The sequence below is a fragment of the Devosia sp. MDV22-iso42 genome, assembly GCF_058629155.1.
Window position 1 is genome coordinate 234,738 of sequence record NZ_JBZVWR010000007.1, and the last position, 17,736, is coordinate 252,473.

Annotated in this window: 15 protein-coding genes; 11 read left to right on the plus strand and 4 right to left on the minus strand. The window is 64.2% G+C overall.

The window, feature by feature from the left end; translation table 11 throughout:
- Nucleotides 1–9 precede the first annotated feature (9 nt).
- The 7 genes from lpxC to AC4NN3_RS08650 all read left to right on the plus strand — a co-directional run bounded on the left by lpxC (nt 10) and on the right by AC4NN3_RS08650 (nt 8,602).
- A complete protein-coding gene (gene lpxC, locus AC4NN3_RS08620; protein ID WP_491926691.1) occupies nt 10–966 on the plus strand; it encodes a UDP-3-O-acyl-N-acetylglucosamine deacetylase in 957 nt (318 codons plus the stop codon).
- Nucleotides 967–1,060: 94 nt separating this feature from the next.
- A complete protein-coding gene (locus AC4NN3_RS08625) occupies nt 1,061–1,897 on the plus strand; it encodes an outer membrane protein assembly factor BamD (RefSeq protein WP_491926692.1) in 837 nt (278 codons plus the stop codon).
- A gap of 220 nt (nt 1,898–2,117) precedes the next feature.
- Nucleotides 2,118–3,788, plus strand: a complete 1,671-nt coding sequence (recN, locus tag AC4NN3_RS08630; protein ID WP_491926693.1) for a DNA repair protein RecN — start codon at nt 2,118–2,120, stop codon at nt 3,786–3,788.
- A 170-nt stretch (nt 3,789–3,958) separates the two neighbouring features.
- Complete coding sequence (gene ligA, locus AC4NN3_RS08635) at nt 3,959–6,166, plus strand: NAD-dependent DNA ligase LigA (protein WP_491926918.1); 2,208 nt, start codon at nt 3,959–3,961, stop codon at nt 6,164–6,166.
- A gap of 21 nt (nt 6,167–6,187) precedes the next feature.
- On the plus strand, nt 6,188–7,465 hold the full coding sequence (locus AC4NN3_RS08640; RefSeq protein WP_491926694.1) for a hypothetical protein: 1,278 nt from the start codon (nt 6,188–6,190) through the stop codon (nt 7,463–7,465).
- A 69-nt stretch (nt 7,466–7,534) separates the two neighbouring features.
- Nucleotides 7,535–7,993 carry a DUF3828 domain-containing protein gene (locus AC4NN3_RS08645; RefSeq protein ID WP_491926695.1) on the plus strand — a complete coding sequence of 153 codons (459 nt, stop codon included), beginning with the start codon at nt 7,535–7,537 and terminating at the stop codon, nt 7,991–7,993.
- 111 nt (nt 7,994–8,104) lie between these two features.
- Entirely contained in the window at nt 8,105–8,602 is a 498-nt protein-coding gene (locus AC4NN3_RS08650; protein WP_491926696.1) for a hypothetical protein, read from the plus strand.
- On the opposite strand, the gene AC4NN3_RS08655 is transcribed toward AC4NN3_RS08650, so the two are convergent.
- Nucleotides 8,599–10,422 carry an aminopeptidase P family protein gene (locus AC4NN3_RS08655; RefSeq protein ID WP_491926697.1) on the minus strand — a complete coding sequence of 608 codons (1,824 nt, stop codon included), beginning with the start codon at nt 10,420–10,422 and terminating at the stop codon, nt 8,599–8,601. The two genes, AC4NN3_RS08650 and AC4NN3_RS08655, sit on opposite strands and share 4 nt — an antisense overlap.
- A gap of 142 nt (nt 10,423–10,564) precedes the next feature.
- Here AC4NN3_RS08655 and AC4NN3_RS08660 point away from each other — a divergent pair, with 142 nt between their 5' ends.
- Nucleotides 10,565–10,699 (plus strand): hypothetical protein, encoded by a 135-nt coding sequence (locus tag AC4NN3_RS08660; RefSeq protein ID WP_491926698.1) that lies wholly within the window; start codon nt 10,565–10,567, stop codon nt 10,697–10,699.
- A gap of 120 nt (nt 10,700–10,819) precedes the next feature.
- Nucleotides 10,820–10,951, plus strand: a complete 132-nt coding sequence (locus AC4NN3_RS08665) for a hypothetical protein (RefSeq protein WP_491926699.1) — start codon at nt 10,820–10,822, stop codon at nt 10,949–10,951.
- A 183-nt stretch (nt 10,952–11,134) separates the two neighbouring features.
- Here the strand turns inward: AC4NN3_RS08665 and AC4NN3_RS08670 are convergent, their stop codons facing one another.
- Complete coding sequence (locus tag AC4NN3_RS08670; RefSeq protein WP_491926700.1) at nt 11,135–12,007, minus strand: 50S ribosomal protein L11 methyltransferase; 873 nt, start codon at nt 12,005–12,007, stop codon at nt 11,135–11,137.
- A 260-nt stretch (nt 12,008–12,267) separates the two neighbouring features.
- Here AC4NN3_RS08670 and AC4NN3_RS08675 point away from each other — a divergent pair, with 260 nt between their 5' ends.
- Nucleotides 12,268–12,507 (plus strand): hypothetical protein, encoded by a 240-nt coding sequence (locus AC4NN3_RS08675; RefSeq protein WP_491926701.1) that lies wholly within the window; start codon nt 12,268–12,270, stop codon nt 12,505–12,507.
- On the opposite strand, the gene AC4NN3_RS08680 is transcribed toward AC4NN3_RS08675, so the two are convergent.
- Together AC4NN3_RS08680 and AC4NN3_RS08685 are read right to left on the minus strand one after the other, a co-directional pair.
- Nucleotides 12,508–12,825: a heavy metal-binding domain-containing protein gene (locus AC4NN3_RS08680; RefSeq protein WP_193335241.1), complete on the minus strand. Its 318-nt coding sequence runs from the start codon at nt 12,823–12,825 to the stop codon at nt 12,508–12,510.
- 85 nt (nt 12,826–12,910) lie between these two features.
- On the minus strand, nt 12,911–15,250 hold the full coding sequence (locus AC4NN3_RS08685) for an ATP-dependent helicase (protein WP_491926702.1): 2,340 nt from the start codon (nt 15,248–15,250) through the stop codon (nt 12,911–12,913).
- A gap of 202 nt (nt 15,251–15,452) precedes the next feature.
- Between AC4NN3_RS08685 and AC4NN3_RS08690 the strand changes: the two genes are divergently transcribed.
- Complete coding sequence (locus tag AC4NN3_RS08690; protein ID WP_491926703.1) at nt 15,453–17,612, plus strand: esterase-like activity of phytase family protein; 2,160 nt, start codon at nt 15,453–15,455, stop codon at nt 17,610–17,612.
- Nucleotides 17,613–17,736: the final 124 nt, after the last annotated feature.

The window sequence follows — 17,736 nt, forward strand, 5'->3', positions numbered from 1 at the left end:
ATTTCGAGTATGCAAAAACTGAGCACGCGCCAGCGGACCCTCGCGGCTGCGATCGACTTTTCTGGCTATGGCGTGCATAGCGGTCTTCCCGTCAATCTGACCATCAGCCCCGCGCCGGTCGATAGCGGTTACCTGATCTGCCGGAAGCTTGAGAGCGGGATCACCACGGTGCCCGTGCATGTGCATTTTTCCCGCGTCAGCCGCACGACCCTGTGCACCACGCTCGATCTGGGCGACAGCATCAGCATCGCCACCATCGAACATGTGACCTCGGCCCTCAGCGGCATGGGCGTCGACAATGCGCTGATCACCATCGAGGGCAGCGAATGTCCGATCCTGGACGGCAGCGCGCGGCCTTTCGCCGATGCGATCCTGCGCGTCGGCATGGAAATCCAGCCCGGCCAGCGCAAGCTGCTCAAGATCATGCGCGCCGTGACGGTGCGCAACAATGACGCCTTTGCCGCGCTCGAGCCCTATAATGGCCGCTCGCTCGATCTCGAAATCGACTTCGACAGCAAGGTCATCGGCCGCCAGCGCATGATCTTCGACTGGACGCCGCGCCGCTATTACGACGACGTGTCGCGCGCCCGCACCTTCGGCTTTGCCCGCGATGCCAAGATCCTGCGCCAGGCCGGCTATGCACTGGGATCGAGTCTCGACAATTCCATCACCGTGCAGGACGACCGCATCCTCAATCCGGGCGGGCTGCGCTACGAGGACGAGTTCGTCCGCCACAAGCTGCTCGACGCCATTGGCGACCTATCCCTGGGTGGCCTGCCCATCTGGGGGCGCTTCCGTTCCTACAAGGGCGGGCACGCGCTCAACGCGCATGTGCTGGCGGGGCTGTTCTCCAGCGAAGCCAATTACGAGATCGTCAACGCCGAGGATCTGCCGCTCGAATACCAGGCTTTCGACGAGCAGCCGGCGGGTTTGTCGGTCAATCACTACCTGCGCTCGGTGCGCTAGCCGTTCCGGCCAGCATGGCGCGCGCCACAGTTTTGATCTATTTGCTGATTAGGCCGCAGCCTATGCGGTTTTCGTATGAAAGACGGGGCAGTTCGTGACAGTTGATGTTTTTGGTGCCTACACCAGCCGGGCCGCCCGGTTCCTGACGATCGCCCTGGTTGCCGCGGTACTGGCCGGTTGCTCGCTGTTCGGACCCAGCAAGGTCAAGGACGAGCCGATCATTCCGTCGGCAACGCTCTACCAGCAGGCGCTCGACGATATCGACCGGCAGTATTTCAAGTCGGCCATCGAGTCGCTGCAGAAGCTCGACCGCCAGCATCCGCGCGATCCGATCGTGGAAAAATCCAAGCTGATGCAGGTCTTCGCCAATTATCGCGCCAATGAGCTCGATGAGGCGATCCTTGCCGCCGACCGCTATCTGGCGATCTATCCCAATGGCAAGGACGCGCCCTATGTCATGTATCTCAAGGCAAATTCCTATTTTGCCCAGATCAAGGACATCACGCGCGACCAGCAGCTGTCGGTGGATGCCATCGAGACGTATCAGTTGCTGATCTCGAACTATCCCAAGTCCGAATATGCCGAGGACGCCAGGGAAAAGCTGCTTGTTGCCTTTGACCAGCTGGCCGGCAAGGAAATGTCGGTGGGCCGCTACTATCTGGGCAATGGCCAGACCACGGCCGCCATCAACCGCTTCCGCGTCGTGGTGGAAACCTGGCAGACCTCGACCCATGTCGAGGAGGCGCTGTACCGGCTGACCGAGGGCTATCTGACGCTGGGCCTGACCAATGAGGCCATGACCGCCGCCGCCGTGCTGGGCCATAACTATCCCAATAGCAGCTGGTACAAGCAGGCTTTCGCGCTGCTGGGCAAGCAGGGGCTGGCGCCCGTCGTCAACAATGGCAGCTGGCTGGCCGGCCTGCGCAACTAGGCGCTACAAGATTTTGTTGCTAGTTTGTTCCGGGGCGCTATGATGCGCCCCGGTTCGTTTGTGCAGGGCGGCGAACCACGGCAGAGTCGGGGCCGCTGGCACCGACCCGTTCCTGTGTGAAAGCGGCATTGAGGCTTTCGCAGGACCGCCGCCGGGATGATAACCTGCGCGATGAATGGGCTGGCTGCGTGCCCGCCCGCAATCTGGGATGACACCGCGCATGCTGAACGCGCTCTCGGTTCGCAACATCGTCCTGATCGACCAGCTCGACCTGGCGCTCGATGGCGGCATGACCGTTCTCACCGGCGAGACCGGTGCCGGCAAATCCATTCTGCTCGATGCGCTGACCCTGGCTTTGGGGGGCAGGGGCGACGCCTCGCTGGTGCGCAGCGGCCAGGAGAGCGGACAGGTGGTCGCCGTGCTGCAGCTGGCCGCCGACCATCCGGCCCGTGCCGCCTTGCGCGACAATGCCATTCCCGACGACGAAGACATCATCCTGCGCCGCGTGCAGTTTGCCGATGGCCGCACCCGCGCCTTCATCAATGACCAGCCGGTATCGGCGGCGCTGCTGGCGCGCGTCGGCAGCCAGATCGTGGAAATCCACGGCCAGCATGACGACCGCGCTCTGGTCGATGGCGCCACCCATCGTGCGGCGCTGGACGCCTTTGGCGAGCTCGAGGGCCTGGTCGTGCGGCTGCGCGATGCCTGGGCGGCGCTGAGCGACGCGCAGGAGGCTGTGGCCGCACAGAAGGCGCAGGTGGCTGCCGCGCTGGCCGCCGAGGACTATGCCCGCCACACGGTCGAGGAACTGGGCAAGCTCAAGCCGCAGCCGGGCGAAGAGGACGAACTGGCGGCCCGGCGCACGCATCTGCAGCAGGTGGAGCGCTCGGCCTCCGATGTCGGCGAGATCGACGAAATGCTCAATGGCCCGGCGGCGCCGGCGCCAGCTCTGGCCAGCCTGATGCGGCGGCTGATGCGCAAGGTGGATGGCGGCTCGACATTGTTCCAGCCCATTGTCGACAGCATCGACGCCGCGCTGGTCAGCCTGGATCATACCAGCGACACGCTCGAAGCGCTCAAGCGCGACATGGCCTATGATCCGGCCGAACTGGAAAGCGTGGAGGAGCGGCTGTTCGCCCTGCGCGCCATGGCCCGCAAGCATCAGACCAGCTGCGATGAATTGAGCGCGGTGCTGGCCAAATATGCCGCCGACCTCGAGACGCTGCAGAGCGGCGAGACCCGTCTGGTTGCGCTCGAAGCGGCCGAGGCCCAGGCGCTGGGCGCCTATCGCAAGCTGGCCGAGGCGCTGAGCGCCGGCCGCGCCAAGGCGGCCAAGGCCTTGGGCAAGGCCGTGGGCGCCGAACTGCCCGAGCTCAAGCTCGGTTCGGCCAAATTCATCGTCGATCACCAGGTCGATACGGCGCGTCTTGCGGCGTCCGGCTATGACCAGATCGCCTTTCACGTGCAGACCAATCCGGGCACGGCGGCCGGCCCGCTGCTCAAGGTCGCCTCAGGCGGCGAGCTCAGCCGTTTCCTCTTGGCGCTCAAGGTGGTGCTGGCCGATCGCGGCTCGGCCCCCGTGCTGATCTTTGACGAAATCGATACCGGCGTGGGTGGCGCGGTGGCCGATGCCATTGGCCGGCGCCTGGCGCGGCTGGCCGGCAAGGTACAGGTGCTGGCCGTCACCCATGCGCCGCAGGTTGCCGCCCGCGCTCAGCGCCACCTGCTGATCGAAAAGCAGATGGTCAAGGAGGGCGCCTTCATGCGCACGCATGTCAAGCCGCTCGACAGCGCCGCCCGCCAGGAAGAAGTGGCCCGCATGCTGGCCGGCGCCCAGGTCACGGATGAAGCGCGCGCGGCAGCGAGCAAGCTGCTGAGCGAAGTGGGGTAGCGCCCCAATACCCCCACCCAACCTCCCCCTGAAGGGGGAGGAGCGGATCGGGGTTTAGGCGGGATGGTGCCAGACCCACCGCCCGAATTCCTCCCCCTTCAGGGGGAGGCGAGGTGGGGGTATGCTCCTCAAACTGATGTAACGACGTTCTGAGTAGCCCCATGACCGACCTGTCCAGCAAACCCGTCGATGACCTGACCGAGCCCGAGGCCGATGCCGAGCTGGCGCGGCTGGCTTTGGCCATTGCCGCGGCCGATATCGCCTACCACCAGAAGGACGCGCCCGAGATCACCGACGCGGCCTATGACGCGTTGCGGCGGCGCAATGACGCCATCGAGCAGGCCTTTCCGCATCTGGTGCGCGAGGACAGCCCGTCGCTGTCGGTGGGCGCGCCGCCGGCCGAGGGCTTTGCCAAGGTGCGCCATGCCGTGCCGATGCTGAGCCTCGCCAAGGCCTATACCGATGAAGACGTGGTCGATTTCATCAGCCGCGGCCAGCGCTTCTTCGAGCGCGACAAGGATCTCGATATCGCCTTTACCGCCGAGCCCAAGATCGATGGGCTCTCGGCCTCGCTGCTCTATGAACACGGCGTCTTCGTGCGCGGCGCGACGCGCGGCGATGGCGCCGTGGGCGAGGATATCACCGCCAATCTGCGCACCATTGCCGACATTCCTCACAGGCTGGCCGGCACTGGCTGGCCGGAGAGCATCGAGATCCGTGGCGAGGTCTATATGACCTATGCCGAGTTCCAGGCGCTCAAGGCGCGCTCGGCGGCGGCCGGTGGCCAGGACTATGTCAATCCGCGCAATACGGCGGCCGGCTCGCTACGGCAGAAGGATGCCTCGGTCACCGCCAGCCGCAACCTCAAATTCTTCGCCTATGCCTGGGGCGCGACGAGCGCAGACCCGGCGCCGACGCAATATGAGGCGGTGCAGAAGTTCAAGGACTGGGGCTTTCAGGTCACGCCGCTGATGGTGCGGGCGAAATCGGCCGAGGAACTGATCGCGCAGTATCACAGAATTGAAGAGCAGCGCTCGGCGCTGGGCTACGATATCGATGGCGTGGTCTACAAGGTCGACCAGCTCGAGCTGCAGCGGCGCTGGGGCTTTGTCACCGGCGAGCCGCGCTGGGCTGTGGCGCACAAATTCCCGGCTGAGCAGGCGATGACGGTGGTGCGCAAGATCGACATCCAGGTCGGCCGCACCGGCACGCTGGCGCCGGTGGCGCGGCTCGAGCCGGTGACGGTGGGCGGCGTGGTGGTCGAAAATGTCACGCTGCACAATGAGGACTATATCGCGGGCATTGACAGCAATGGCCTGCCGATCCGCGGCGAGACGGCGATCGATATCCGCATCGGCGACACCGTCGTGATCCAGCGGGCCGGCGACGTCATTCCGCAGATTGTCCGCGTGGTGCTGGAGAAGCGCCCGGCCGATGCCGTGCCCTACCAGTTCCCGCATGAATGCCCGGTCTGCGGTTCGCCGGCGACTCGCGAGGTCAATGAAAAGACCGGCAAGGAAGATTCGCGCCGCCGCTGCACCGGCGAGCTGATCTGCCCGGCCCAGGCTATCGAGCGGCTCCGGCATTTCGTGTCGCGCGGGGCGCTCGATATCGAAGGGCTTGGGGCGGAGAATATCGACCTGTTCTTCAACTCTGGCCTCGTCAAGACGGCGGCCGATATCTTCACCCTCAAGGACCGTCGCCCCGAGGTGCAGGCGGCGCTGGCCGAGCGGCGCGAAGCGCAGGCGAAAGTGCGCGAGGCGGCCTCGGGCAAGGCGCGGAAAAATGTGCGCAGCGTCGAGGACCGCAATTACGAGGGGCTCGACAAGCTGTTTGCCGCCATCGATGCGCGGCGCGCGCCCGAGCTCGACCGCTTCATCTTCGCCCTCGGTATCCGCCATATCGGCGAGACCACGGCGGCCTTGCTGGCGCGCACCTTCGGCACCATGGAAGAGCTGATGCGGGTCGGCAAGCTGACGGCGGCGGCCGAAGACCCGACGACGGTCTTCCCCTCGGTGGACGGCATTGGCGGCACGGTGATCGCGGCTTTGGTGGATTTCTTCGGCAATGCGGCCAATGACGACGTGCTCGACGATCTGCTGGCTCAGGTGCATCCCAAGCCCTATGTGGTCACGGTTTCGGCCGATAGCCTGGTGGCGGGCAAGACGGTGGTGTTTACCGGTTCGCTCGAGCGCATGAGCCGGTCGGAGGCCAAGGCCATGGCCGAACGGCTGGGCGCCAAGGTGGCGGGCTCAATTTCGGCGCAAACCGATATTCTGGTGGCGGGACCGGGCGCCGGCTCCAAGCTGAAAAAGGCCGAAGAGCTGGGCGTCGAGGTGATCAGCGAAGACGAATGGTTTACCCGCGTCGGGCAATAGGCGCATCAGCAGGAGAGCGACATGCGAATTTTGGGTCTTCTGACCGTGGCGATGTTCGCGCCCATGGTGGCGCAGGCGAGCGAGACGAGCGACCTGCTGACCAGCCATCTCTATGCCGGCACGCTGGCGGAGGGGCAGGCGGCTTTTGTCGCCGGCAAGGATGCGGGCGACCCCGAGGCCTGCTTCGGCTGGGGCCTGCTGAGCCTGACGGGTGCCGTTGAGGGCCTGGCGCAGGACTTTTACCGCTATGGCGCGACGACGCCGGGCACGGCGCTGGCGGCGCGGATTCTGGGCGGCGACATGATGGACATGCCGGTCCCGGCCAATCCGCAGCCGGAACAGCTCAGCTATGCGGACCTCCGCACGGTGCTGAGCGATTTCCGCGGCGAGGTGGCGGCGGCGCAGGCCGGGTTCGTGTGCGGCGGGGGCGCGGCCAGCGATTATGTGATGCCGGTCGACGTGCTGCAGGCGCGGCTGGACGTCAATGGCGACGGGCAGGCCGAGGAAGGGGAAACGCTGGGCGCGTTCCTCGCGCCACTGCTGGGCGAACTGGGCGGCGCCGACCTGACGCCGGATGAAAAGGCGCTGTCCAAGGGCGTCGTGGCCGCCCCCGACAGCATGGTGGGTTTTGACGCCGCCGATGCCATCTGGTTTGCCGGCTATAGCCAGATCGTCATGACCCATCTCGATCTGGTGCTGGCGCATGATTTCGAGGACTTCTTTGACGCCTATCTGCACCGGGTGTTCCCGCAGGCCGGCTTGCCGATGCAGGATTATGCCAGCGGCGGCACGCTGATGCTCGATCCGGACAGCGATGCCGGCATTGCCGATATCATCGCTGCGATCCATACGCTGAACTTTCCCGTCATCGACCGGCCGCTGCTGGCCTCCATCCCGGCCGCGCTCCGGCAGGTCACGGCTTTGTCGCGGCAGAACTGGGATTTGATCCTGGCCGAGACCGATGACACTGCCGAACTGATCCCCAATCCCGGCCAGACGGCGCGGTTCGAGGGCATGGCGGTGACCGACGCGACCGTGGCGGCCTGGCGCGAGACGCTGGACGTGCTCGACCAGATCATCGACGGCAAGCTGCTGATCCCGCACTGGCGCTTCAGCCAGGGCTTTGATCTCAAGGCCTATTTTGAAACGTCGGAGCGCACCGACCTGGTCATGCTGCTGACCGGGCAGGGGGCGCTGCCTTATCTGCGCGACGGACCGATTGCCGATGCCGACAGCTTTGCCGCTGGCAATGCGGTGTTCGGCGATGCGTTCTTCCTGTTTGCGCTATGGTTCAATTGAGCGGGCGCTATCGCCCGGACGAGCCGCCTGATAGGCCTGCCTGACTGCCCCCACGATCTGGAGACGACGATGCGCCTTGCCCTTGCTGCCGGCCTGCTGCTTGCCCTGACCGGCCTGGCCCATGCCCAGAGCTATGACACACCCGAGGCGCTGCTGGCGGCCTTCTACCAGCCCTATCTGGATGACTCGTTCGGCGAAGATGACGGCCGCTTCCGTTCGCAGGACCTGCAGGCGCTCTATGACCAGGATGCCGAGATCACGCCGGAGGGAGAGATCGGCACGCTCGACTTCGACCCGTTCATCAATGGGCAGGACTATGCCATCAGCAATCTGGAGATCGGCGATGCCGAGATCGACGGCGACTGGGCGACCGTTGTCGTCAGCTTCGACAATTTCGAGCGGCCGGTGACGCTCGATTATGACCTGGTGCTGGAAGACGATGGCTGGAAGATCGACGATGTCTCCTCCAGCGACGCCACCTCACCCTATCGGCTAAGCGAGATCTTCGAAGCTGCCGCCGGCAACTAGACCCATCGGATTGCCAATATGTAATGGGCCCGCCGCAGTTTGGCCATGGCGCGATCACAGTCGCGCCGTGTCCGGACGCTAGCGCTTGTCCATCACACGGGGAGTATGGGCATGCGACTGGAACTGGTGGTATTGGCCCTGGCGGGGCTGCTGGGCAGCAACCCGGCCATCGCGGCGGAGCGGTTTGACGATCCCAAGGCGCTGGTGACGGCAATTTATGCCGAATACCAGCCGGGGGCCCATCCCAGCGCGCCCAACAGCTTCTATTCGCAGCGCCTGCAGGCATTGTATGAGCAGGCCGTCGAGAACAACGTCTTTGCCGACGAGGCGGCGGTGAGCGGGGAGGCCTTCGTCGCCACCCAGATATTCAACCCCTTCATGCCCGATGTCAGCGTGCTGCTGTTCGACCTCAACATCGGCGAGCCCACCATCAGCGGCGACCGCGCCATGGTCAATGTCAGCTACCACAATTTCGACCAGCCGCGCCTGCTCAGCATCGCGGCGGTGCGCGAGGCCGATGGCTGGAAGGTCGACGACGTCGCCGCCATGGGCAGCGACGAGCACTGGCTGCTCAGCTGGGCGCTGACCTATGATCCGCTGGGGTTCTAGATCGCCGCCGTCGCCCCCTTGAGCCAGGTGCGCACCTCGCCCTCTACCCTGGGCCCGATCACCTCGAACACCCGCTGATGGTAGGCGTTGAGCCAGGTGCGTTCGGCCGGGTTCAGCAGGGCAAGATCGATCAGCCGCGTGTCGATGGGTGCCAGGGTCAGCGTCTCGAAATCGAGATAGCCCGCAAAGCCGGCGCTGTCCCGGACCACGATCAGGTTCTCGATGCGGATGCCATATTCGCCGGCCTTGTAATAGCCCGGCTCGTTGGAGAGCACATTGCCGGCCTCGAGTGGCAGCGTATAGCGCGAGGAAATGCCGACCGGGCCCTCATGCACGCCCAGATAGGCGCCGACGCCGTGGCCGGTGCCGTGATTATAGGTCACGCCATCCTGCCAGAGAAACTGCCGTGCCAGGATATCGAGCTGAGCGCCGCTGGTGCCCTGGGGAAAGCGCGCCAGCGAGATGGCGATCATGCCCTTGAGCACGCGGGTGAAGCGGTCGCGCTGCTCTTGCGTGGATGACCCGGTCGAGAGCGTGCGGGTGATGTCGGTGGTGCCGCACAGATATTGCGCGCCGCTATCGACCAGCATCAGTTCGCCCGGCGCCAAGGTGCGGTTGGTCTTGGTCGTCACCCGGTAATGCACCACGGCACCATTGGGGCCGGCGCCGGAAATGGTGTCGAAGCTGGCGTCGACGCAGCTCTCCTCCTGCCGGCGGAAGGCCTCGAGTGCAGTGACGATGGCGATTTCGGTCAGCCCGCCCTCGTGCGCATGCTGGTCGAACCAGCAGAGGAACTTGGCCAGTGCCACGCCATCGAGCTCATGGGCCTCGCGCATGCCGGCGAGCTCGGCCTCGTTCTTTTTCGCCTTGGGCAGCAGCACCGGATCGGGCTTTTCGATCAGGGTGGCGCCGGCATCGCTCAGCGTGGTGGCAATGGCGACCGGGGCCGTGGCCGGATCGAGCAGCACGGCCTTGCCGGCAGCGCCCAGGGCGGCGAGATCGTGCAGCAGGGCGGTGCCGTGGGCGACATGGGCAATGCCCTTGAGCGCGGCCACCAGGTCATCGGTGATCTTGGCCGCGTCGAGATAAAGCGTCGGCTGCCCCGTCTGGGGTACCACGGCAAAGCCGAGCACGAAGGGCGTGTTGGGCACGTCGCGGCCGCGCATGTTGAGCAGCCAGCAGATCGATTCCGGCAGGGTCAGCACGGTCGCATCGGCCTTGTTGGTGGCAAGGCTGGACTGGATGGCGGTGATCTTGTCGCTGGCGCTCTGGCCGGCGCGGTTATGGCCCAGGAACTCCACGCTGCTGACCGGGGCGCCGGGGCGACCGGTCCAGATGGCGTCCACCAGATTGGCATGCGCAAGCAAGGTGCAATGGCCCTCGACCAGCTTGCTCAAATGGCGCAGCTCGCCCGGCGTATGCAACCAGGGGTCATAGGCGAGCACGCCGCCCTTGGGCACGAAGCTCAGCAGGTCGGGGGAATAGCCCGGCTGCAGCCATTCGTGAATGGTGATGAGATCGGTATCGGTCTGGGCGGGCGCCTGTAGCGTATAGCGGCTGTCGACGAAGAGGCCAGCGCGCTCGCGGCCGACCACGGCCAGGCCCGCCGAGCCGGTAAAGCCGGTGATATAGGCCAGGCGCGCTTCGCCGGGCGGCACCGACTCGCCGCGATGGGCATCGGCGCGCGGGATCAGAAAGGCGTCGACCTTGGCCGCCGCCATCGCGGCCCGCAGATCGGCCAGGCGGGGGCCGACATTGCCCGGATCGGCCTGTTCGACAAAGCTCTGGAACACGGTCGGCGGGAAACTGGTGGCGGTCATGAAGGTCCTTGGGGCGTTCTTTGGTCGTTTCTTTGGTCGTCTTTTGGGGCGGCGTGCGCCCCGGTCATGGCTGGCTTGAGGGATGAGGGCGGTGCAATCGGCCCAGAAAGCCTTATCTATGGGGTCAATACAGGAGACAATCATGGCCAATGACAAGAATTTTTTCGTCCGGGCATTTGACGCGATGATCGCCAGCCGCGAACTGACGGCCAAGCGCTATGTCGCGCAGTTCGAACGCGACTATGGCAAGCACAATCGCGCGTTAACGAAGCGGTAACGGGCTCTGCGAGTCCCGCAGGGCTGGTGTTCGGTTTAGGCCCTAACGCATCGTTGCGAATAAGCCTAAACAGAGGATGACGGTGGCAGAAGGCCAAAGTCGAAGTGCATGGAGATGATGATGACTGAGAGCAAGAACGATTTTCGCAGAGCACTGGGTTCGGTTATCGATGCCCGCGGTCGCGAGTCCGGTCGCCAGGTCAGCTACCGCATGCAGCACCAGCTGATCGGCGCCTTCACCAAGCGCCCATAACGCCAGCGCCTTATATCACTGACGATCCTTTTGAGATCCCCGGAGCCTGCTTCGGGGATTTTGCTTTTTCGATGTTCCGATAGTGCAACTCGACGCGGGTCGACCACGTCAAAACGGCGGTGCTCAAGGTTAGCATTCTGCTAACCAATTGGCCCGCTCGGTGGCGCCAAATCGACGGTGCTGCTACTTCATTTCCAGCATCAACGTGGTCCAGTCCTTGCGCTGCAGCTTCTGCGTCAGCGTCATGCCCTGGCGGGCATAGGCATTGATCACGCCGCGCGCCTGGTGCTGCAAAATGCCCGAGAGGATGATGGTGGCGCCCTTTTGCGCCGCCTTGCCCACGGCCGGAGCCAGGGCCATAAGCGGGCCGGCCAGGATATTGGCAACGATCAGGTCATAGGGACCATTTTGCGTGATGGTGGGGTGGGTTAGCCCGGTGGCCTCGACGGCGACGATGAGCTTGCCGACGCCATTCTGCTCGGCATTGGCAATGGTGGTGGTCACCGAAATAGGGTCGATATCGCTGGCGATCACCGGGGTGCGGGTGCGCTTGGCCAAAGCAATGGCCAGCACGCCGGTGCCGGTGCCGACATCGATCATGTGGCGGGGTTTTCTGCGCTTGAGCAGCAGGTTGATGGCTTCGAGGCACCCGGTAGTGGTTTCGTGATGGCCGGTGCCAAAGGCCTGCGCCGCGTCGATCTGCATGGCAGTGAGGCCGCCCGGAATCGGGCCGGTTTCGTGGCTGCCATAGACATAAAAGCCGCCGGCAATCACCGGGGCCAGGCCCTCGAGCGACTTGGCGACCCAGTTGAAATCGGGGTCGATCGGCGACACGGAAAATTCCACGGTGCCACCAAGGGTTTGGCGCGCCAGTTCAACAAACCCTGCAAGATCGGGCGGGCTGTCGCAGGTGGCCTCGAAGAACCATTCGCCGGTCTCTTCATTCTCATGCGCCGAGGCGGTCAGCGCCAGGTCGTCGCGCTCCATCACCGCATCGACCAGGGCATAGGCCTGGTCCTTGGAGAGCGGTACGGATGAGAGCTGATCGACGGACATGGGTAAGCCTTCAGGATGGATTTTGATCTTGTTGCGCCATCGGCTTACGGGCGTCAATGCCAACTTGTCCCCGCGGCGCTGGCGCATGCTAGCCTTGTCACGATCGGTGACGAGCGACTGTCCCAGTTTGATGGCGGCGCGGGAAGGCGGAGCGCGGGGGTATTGCGACGGGTGGGGACAGACGCGGGCAGGGCCGGAATTGATCTTCCGACCTGGGCAGGGAGAGGCTACTGACGGGCAGTCTTGAGTGAGAGAATCAAATGTCCCGACTGCCGCGTCTTGTCGTGGTGGTGGCCGTGGTGGCCATCATCTTTCTCGGTTTAAGCTGGCTTCGCTATGTCACCAATACCGTCAGCCCCTATGACGAGGTCGGCATCGCGCTCAATAGCTTGATGCCCGGGCCGATCCGCCAATGGGGCTGCGACCAGTTGCAGGCCAATTTCCCCGGCGCCCTGCCGCCTTATGGCTGCGCCACGGGCGACGGGACGATCTGGCTCTAGTTAAAGCTTAACTGCCGTGCCCGAGATCGACACCATCAGCATCGAGCCACCCTGGCCGACGACCTCATAGTCGAGATCGACGCCGACCACGGCGTCGGCGCCCATGCGCTCGGCCTCGTAGCGCAATTCCTCATGGGCCTGGCGGCGCGCATCGCGCAGCGCACCCTCATAGGCCCCGGCGCGGCCACCGACAATGTCGCGAATGCCGGCAAACAGGTCCTTGAAGATATTGGCGCCGACGATGACCTCGCCGGTGACGATGCCCAGATATTCCCGGACCGGCCGGCCTTCGAGCGTGGGGGTGGTGGAGATGATCATGGATGCGGTCCTCGGATGCGTTGCCATTCAAATAGGGGCAGCAAGGACATTATGAAAGAGCGGCAGCGGCAGGCGCGACACGCTCTCACCCCTTGCTGACAAAGCTCTCCAGCACCTTCTTGCGGCCTGCCTTTTCGAAATCGATGCTCAGCTTGTTGCCCTCGATATCGGCAATGGTGCCGTAGCCGAACTTGAGGTGAAAGACGCGTTCGCCCATGCCGAAGGCGGATTTGTCATTGCCGATATCGACCGAGCGGGCGACGAGGTCGCCGTCGATGGTCATGGGGCCGGCGCTGCGGCGGCTGGCCTGGTTGGCGCGGGCACGGGCCCAGCCGGGGGTTTCGTAGACGCTCTCGAAGGGATCGGCCTTGTTGAAGCGGCTTGAGGCGCCGCCGCCATAGCCATAGCCGCCATAGGAGGAGCCGGTATCGGTCACTTCCACGGCGTCGGCGGGCAGTTCATCGAGGAAGCGGGACGGAATGGCCGATTGCCAGAGGCCGTGGATGCGGCGGTTCTGCGCGGCGGAAATGCGCACGCGCTTGCGGCCGCGGGTAATGCCGACATAGGCGAGGCGCCGCTCCTCCTCGAGGCCGGCGCGGCCGCTCTCATCCATCGAGCGCTGGCTGGGGAAGGTGCCTTCTTCCCAACCGGGCAGGAAAACCGTGTTGAATTCCAGGCCCTTGGCACCATGCAGCGTCATGATGGTGACGGCATCGGCGGCGTCGGTATTGTCGCGATCCATGACCAGAGCAATATGTTCGAGGAAGCTGCCCAGGGTGTCGAACTCCTCCATGGCGCGGCTGAGTTCCTTGAGGTTTTCCTTGCGGCCCTGGGACTCGACGGATTTGTCGGCCGTGAGCATGTCGGTATAGCCGCTTTCCTCCAGGATCTGCTCGACCAGCTCGAAGGGGCGCAGGGTCTGGGCCTGCATGGCCCAGAAATCGAACTGGCCCACCAGCGCCCGCAAAGTAGTGCGCTGCTTGGGCTTGAGCTCCTCGGTATCGACCAGCATGCGGATGGCCGAGAGGAGGGGGACATTGGCGGCGCGGGCAGCGCTGTGCAGCAGCTGGACGGTGGAATCGCCGAGGCCGCGCTTGGGCACATTGATGATGCGGTCGAGCGCCAGATCGTCCGAAGGCTGGGCAACGAGGCGCAGATAGGCCAGGGCGTCGCGGATTTCCTTGCGCTCGTAAAAGCGCGGGCCGCCGATGACGCGGTAATTGAGGCCCAGGGTGATGAAGCGTTCTTCGAATTCGCGCATCTGGAAGCTGGCGCGGACCAGGATGGCCATGGAATTGAGCGGGTCGCCATCGCGCTGATATTGCTCGATCTGCTCGCCAATGGTGCGCGCTTCTTCCTCACTGTCCCAGACCTGGGTGACCGCGACCAACTCGCCTTGTTCGGCGACATCGGTCTGCAGCGTCTTGCCCAGGCGGCTTTCGTTGAAGGCGATGATATTGCTGGCGGCCTTGAGGATATTGGCGGTCGAGCGGTAATTGCGCTCAAGCTTGATCACCTTGGCGCCGGGAAAATCCTTTTCGAAGCGCAGGATATTGTCGACCTCGGCGCCGCGCCAGCCATAGATGGACTGGTCGTCATCGCCAACGACGCAGATATTGGCCTCGCTCGCCGGCTTCCCCTGCGCCAAGAGCCGCAGCCAGAGATATTGGGCGACATTGCTGTCCTGGTATTCGTCCACCAGCATATATTTGAACTTGCGGTGATAATCGGCCAGCACGTCGGGATTTTCGCGGAACAGGCGGATGCATTCGAGCAGCAGGTCGCCGAAATCGGCGGCGTTGAGGGATTTCAGCCGCGCCTGATAGGCGTAATAGAGCTTGCCGCCCAAACCATTGGCATAGGAGCCGCTATCGGCCACGGAAACGTCCTTGGGCAGCAGGCCCTTGTTCTTCCAGCCATCCATCATCGAGGCGAAGAGCTTGGCGGGCCAGCGCTTTTCGTCGATGTTTTCGGCGTCGAGCAATTGCTTGATCAGCCGGATCTGGTCGTCGGTATCGAGGATGGTGAAGTCTGAAGTCAGGCCGACAAGACCTGCGTGGCTCCGCAGCATGCGAGCGCCAATAGAGTGGAATGTGCCAACCCAATACATTCCTTTCGTCTCAGGCTCAAAATCTTGGATGCGCTTCTTCATTTCGCTGGCGGCCTTGTTGGTGAAGGTCACCGCCAGAATTTCCTTCGCGGACGCGAGGCGTCGATTGAGTATGTAGGCGATGCGGGTTGTGAGCACGCGCGTCTTCCCCGTGCCGGCGCCGGCCAGCACTAGAAGCGGTCCTTCTATGGTCTCGACGGCCTCGCGCTGCTCCGCGTTCAGGCCCTGCAGATAGTCGGGCGCAGGCGGGCGTTTGAACTGGCCGGTAATGGCCCCGGCTGTCGGGCGGGCGGGGGGGTGATAGTCACCGGACATAGAAAGCCTTTCCATCGCTGCGCGCCGGTCAAGGCGCATCAGCGCGGCGATTGACGAATCTTGATTTGTTCTCCTGCGAATATAGGGACGGGCAGGGGGATTGTATAGAACGGGGGACCGTCACCGATCTGTCATAGTGGCGTCATGGAAGTGTAGCCCGGCCGGCCTATGGCACCCTTGGAATTCAAACGGGGGATCATCCATGTCGCAGACCAAACTTCTCGTCGCGCTGACCGCAACGCTGCTGGCCACGACTGCCAGTGCCGGCGCCGCCGAACATTTCAACCGCATTGCCAGCTTTCCGGTGGCGCTGAACAGTCCTGACGCCGCGGTCACCTCCTCGGAGATCATCACCGCGACCGATGACGGCATGACGCTGATCTATTCGGACAGCCCGGCCGGCGGCATCGGCTTTATCGACATCACCGATCCCAAGGCCCCCAAGCAGGGTGGGTTTCTGGCCATGGAGGGCGAGCCTACTTCGGTGACCGTGATCGGCGCCAAGGCCTATGTGGCGGTCAATACGTCGAAAAGCTTTGTCGAGCCATCGGGCAAGCTGGTGGTGGTCGATATTGCCAGCAAGGCCATCGACGGCGAGTTTGACCTCGGCGGCCAGCCTGACTCGATCGCGCACAACAAGGACAATACGATCCTGGCCATTGCCATCGAGAACGAGCGTGACGAAGACGTCAATGACGGCGCCATTCCGCAGGCGCCCGCTGGTTTCCTCACCATCGTCACCCTGACCGATGGCGCCGTGACCGAGGCCGGCATCAAGAAGGTCGAGCTGACGGGCAGCACCATCGCGCCCGACGACGCCGAAGCCGAGTTCGTCGCCTTCAACGACAATGACGAGATCGCCGTCACGCTGCAGGAAAACAACTGGATCGCCATCGTCGATGCCAAGACCGGCACCGTGACCGGGGGCTTTGAGGCCGGCGAGACCGGCGTCTTCGGCGCCGATACCAAGAATGACGGCAAGATCGACTTCAGCGCCGACAAGGATGCCGTGCCGCGCGAACCCGATGCCATCAAGTGGCTCGACACCGAGCGTCTCGTGGTCGCCAATGAGGGCGACTGGAATGGCGGCTCGCGTGGCTTCACCATCTTCAACCGCGATGGGTCGGTGAACTTTGACTCCGGCAATGCGCTGGACGTCAGTGCGGCCCAGCTTGGCCACTATCCCGACAAGCGCAACAAGAAGGGCGTCGAGCCGGAGGGCCTGGAAGTCGCCACCTTCGGCGAAGAGCAGTATATCTTCGTCGCCCTGGAGCGGGCTTCGCTGATTGCCGTCTACAAGGATACCGGCGCAGAGCCCGAATATGTCCAGTCGCTGCCATCGGGCATTTCGCCGGAAGGCCTGATCGCTATCCCCGGTCGCAACCTGCTGGCCACGGCCAATGAAGTCGACCTGCGCGAAGAGGGCGGCGTCGGCTCCCATGTCATGCTCTATGAACTGGCTGAAGGCGAAGCCGCGTTCCCCACCATCATCTCTGACCTCGACACCGATGCTCATCCGATCGGCTGGGCCGCCCTGTCCGGTGTCGTCGCCGATGCCGACAAGGCCGCCACGCTTTATGCCGTGTCGGACAGCGTGCTGTATGCCGAGCCGGCCATCTACACGATCGACGCCAGCACGGTGCCGGCTGTCATCACGGCCAAGACCCCGATTACCCGCAATGGCGACAGGGCGCAGAAACTCGACCTGGAAGGTATTACGCTGGACGGCGAGGGCGGCTTCTGGCTGGCCAATGAGGGCGATGCCGCCAAGCTTGTGCCGCATGCCCTGATCCATGTGGATGGCGAAGGCGCCATCGTGGCCGAAGTCGGCATGCCGGTGGAACTGCTGACCGGCCAGACGCGCTTTGGCGCCGAGGGCGTGGCTATGGTCGGCGACACGCTCTGGGTGGCCATGCAGCGCGAATGGGGTGATGACGACAAGGGCTCGGTCAAGCTGCTGGCCTACAATACCGAGACCAAGGAATGGGGCGCGGTGCGCTACCCGCTCGAGGCACCTGCCGAGGGCGCCTGGGTCGGCCTCAGTGAGATCACCGTGCATGGCGACTACGCCTATATCGTCGAGCGCGACAACCAGATCGGCGACAAGGCCGCGCTCAAGGCGATCTACCGCGTGCCGGTGAGCGAACTGGTGGCCGCGCCGCTCGACGGCGAGCTGCCGCTGGTGAGCAAGGAACTGGTGCGTGACCTGGTCCCCGACCTCAAGGCGTTCAATGGCTATGTGCTCGACAAGGTGGAAAGCCTGGCCATCGACGTGACCGGCACCGGCTATGTCATCACCGACAATGACGGCGTGGATGACAGCTCGGGCGAGACCCACCTCTGGTCGATCGGCGCGCTGTAGCAAATCCGTACCGAGACGAAGAGGCGGCCAGCCCCATGGGGCTGGCCGTCTGTCATTCGGGTGGGCACGCGGCGGGCGGGGCGGCATGCGCCATCGCCACATGCAGGCGTGTATTGGGGACATT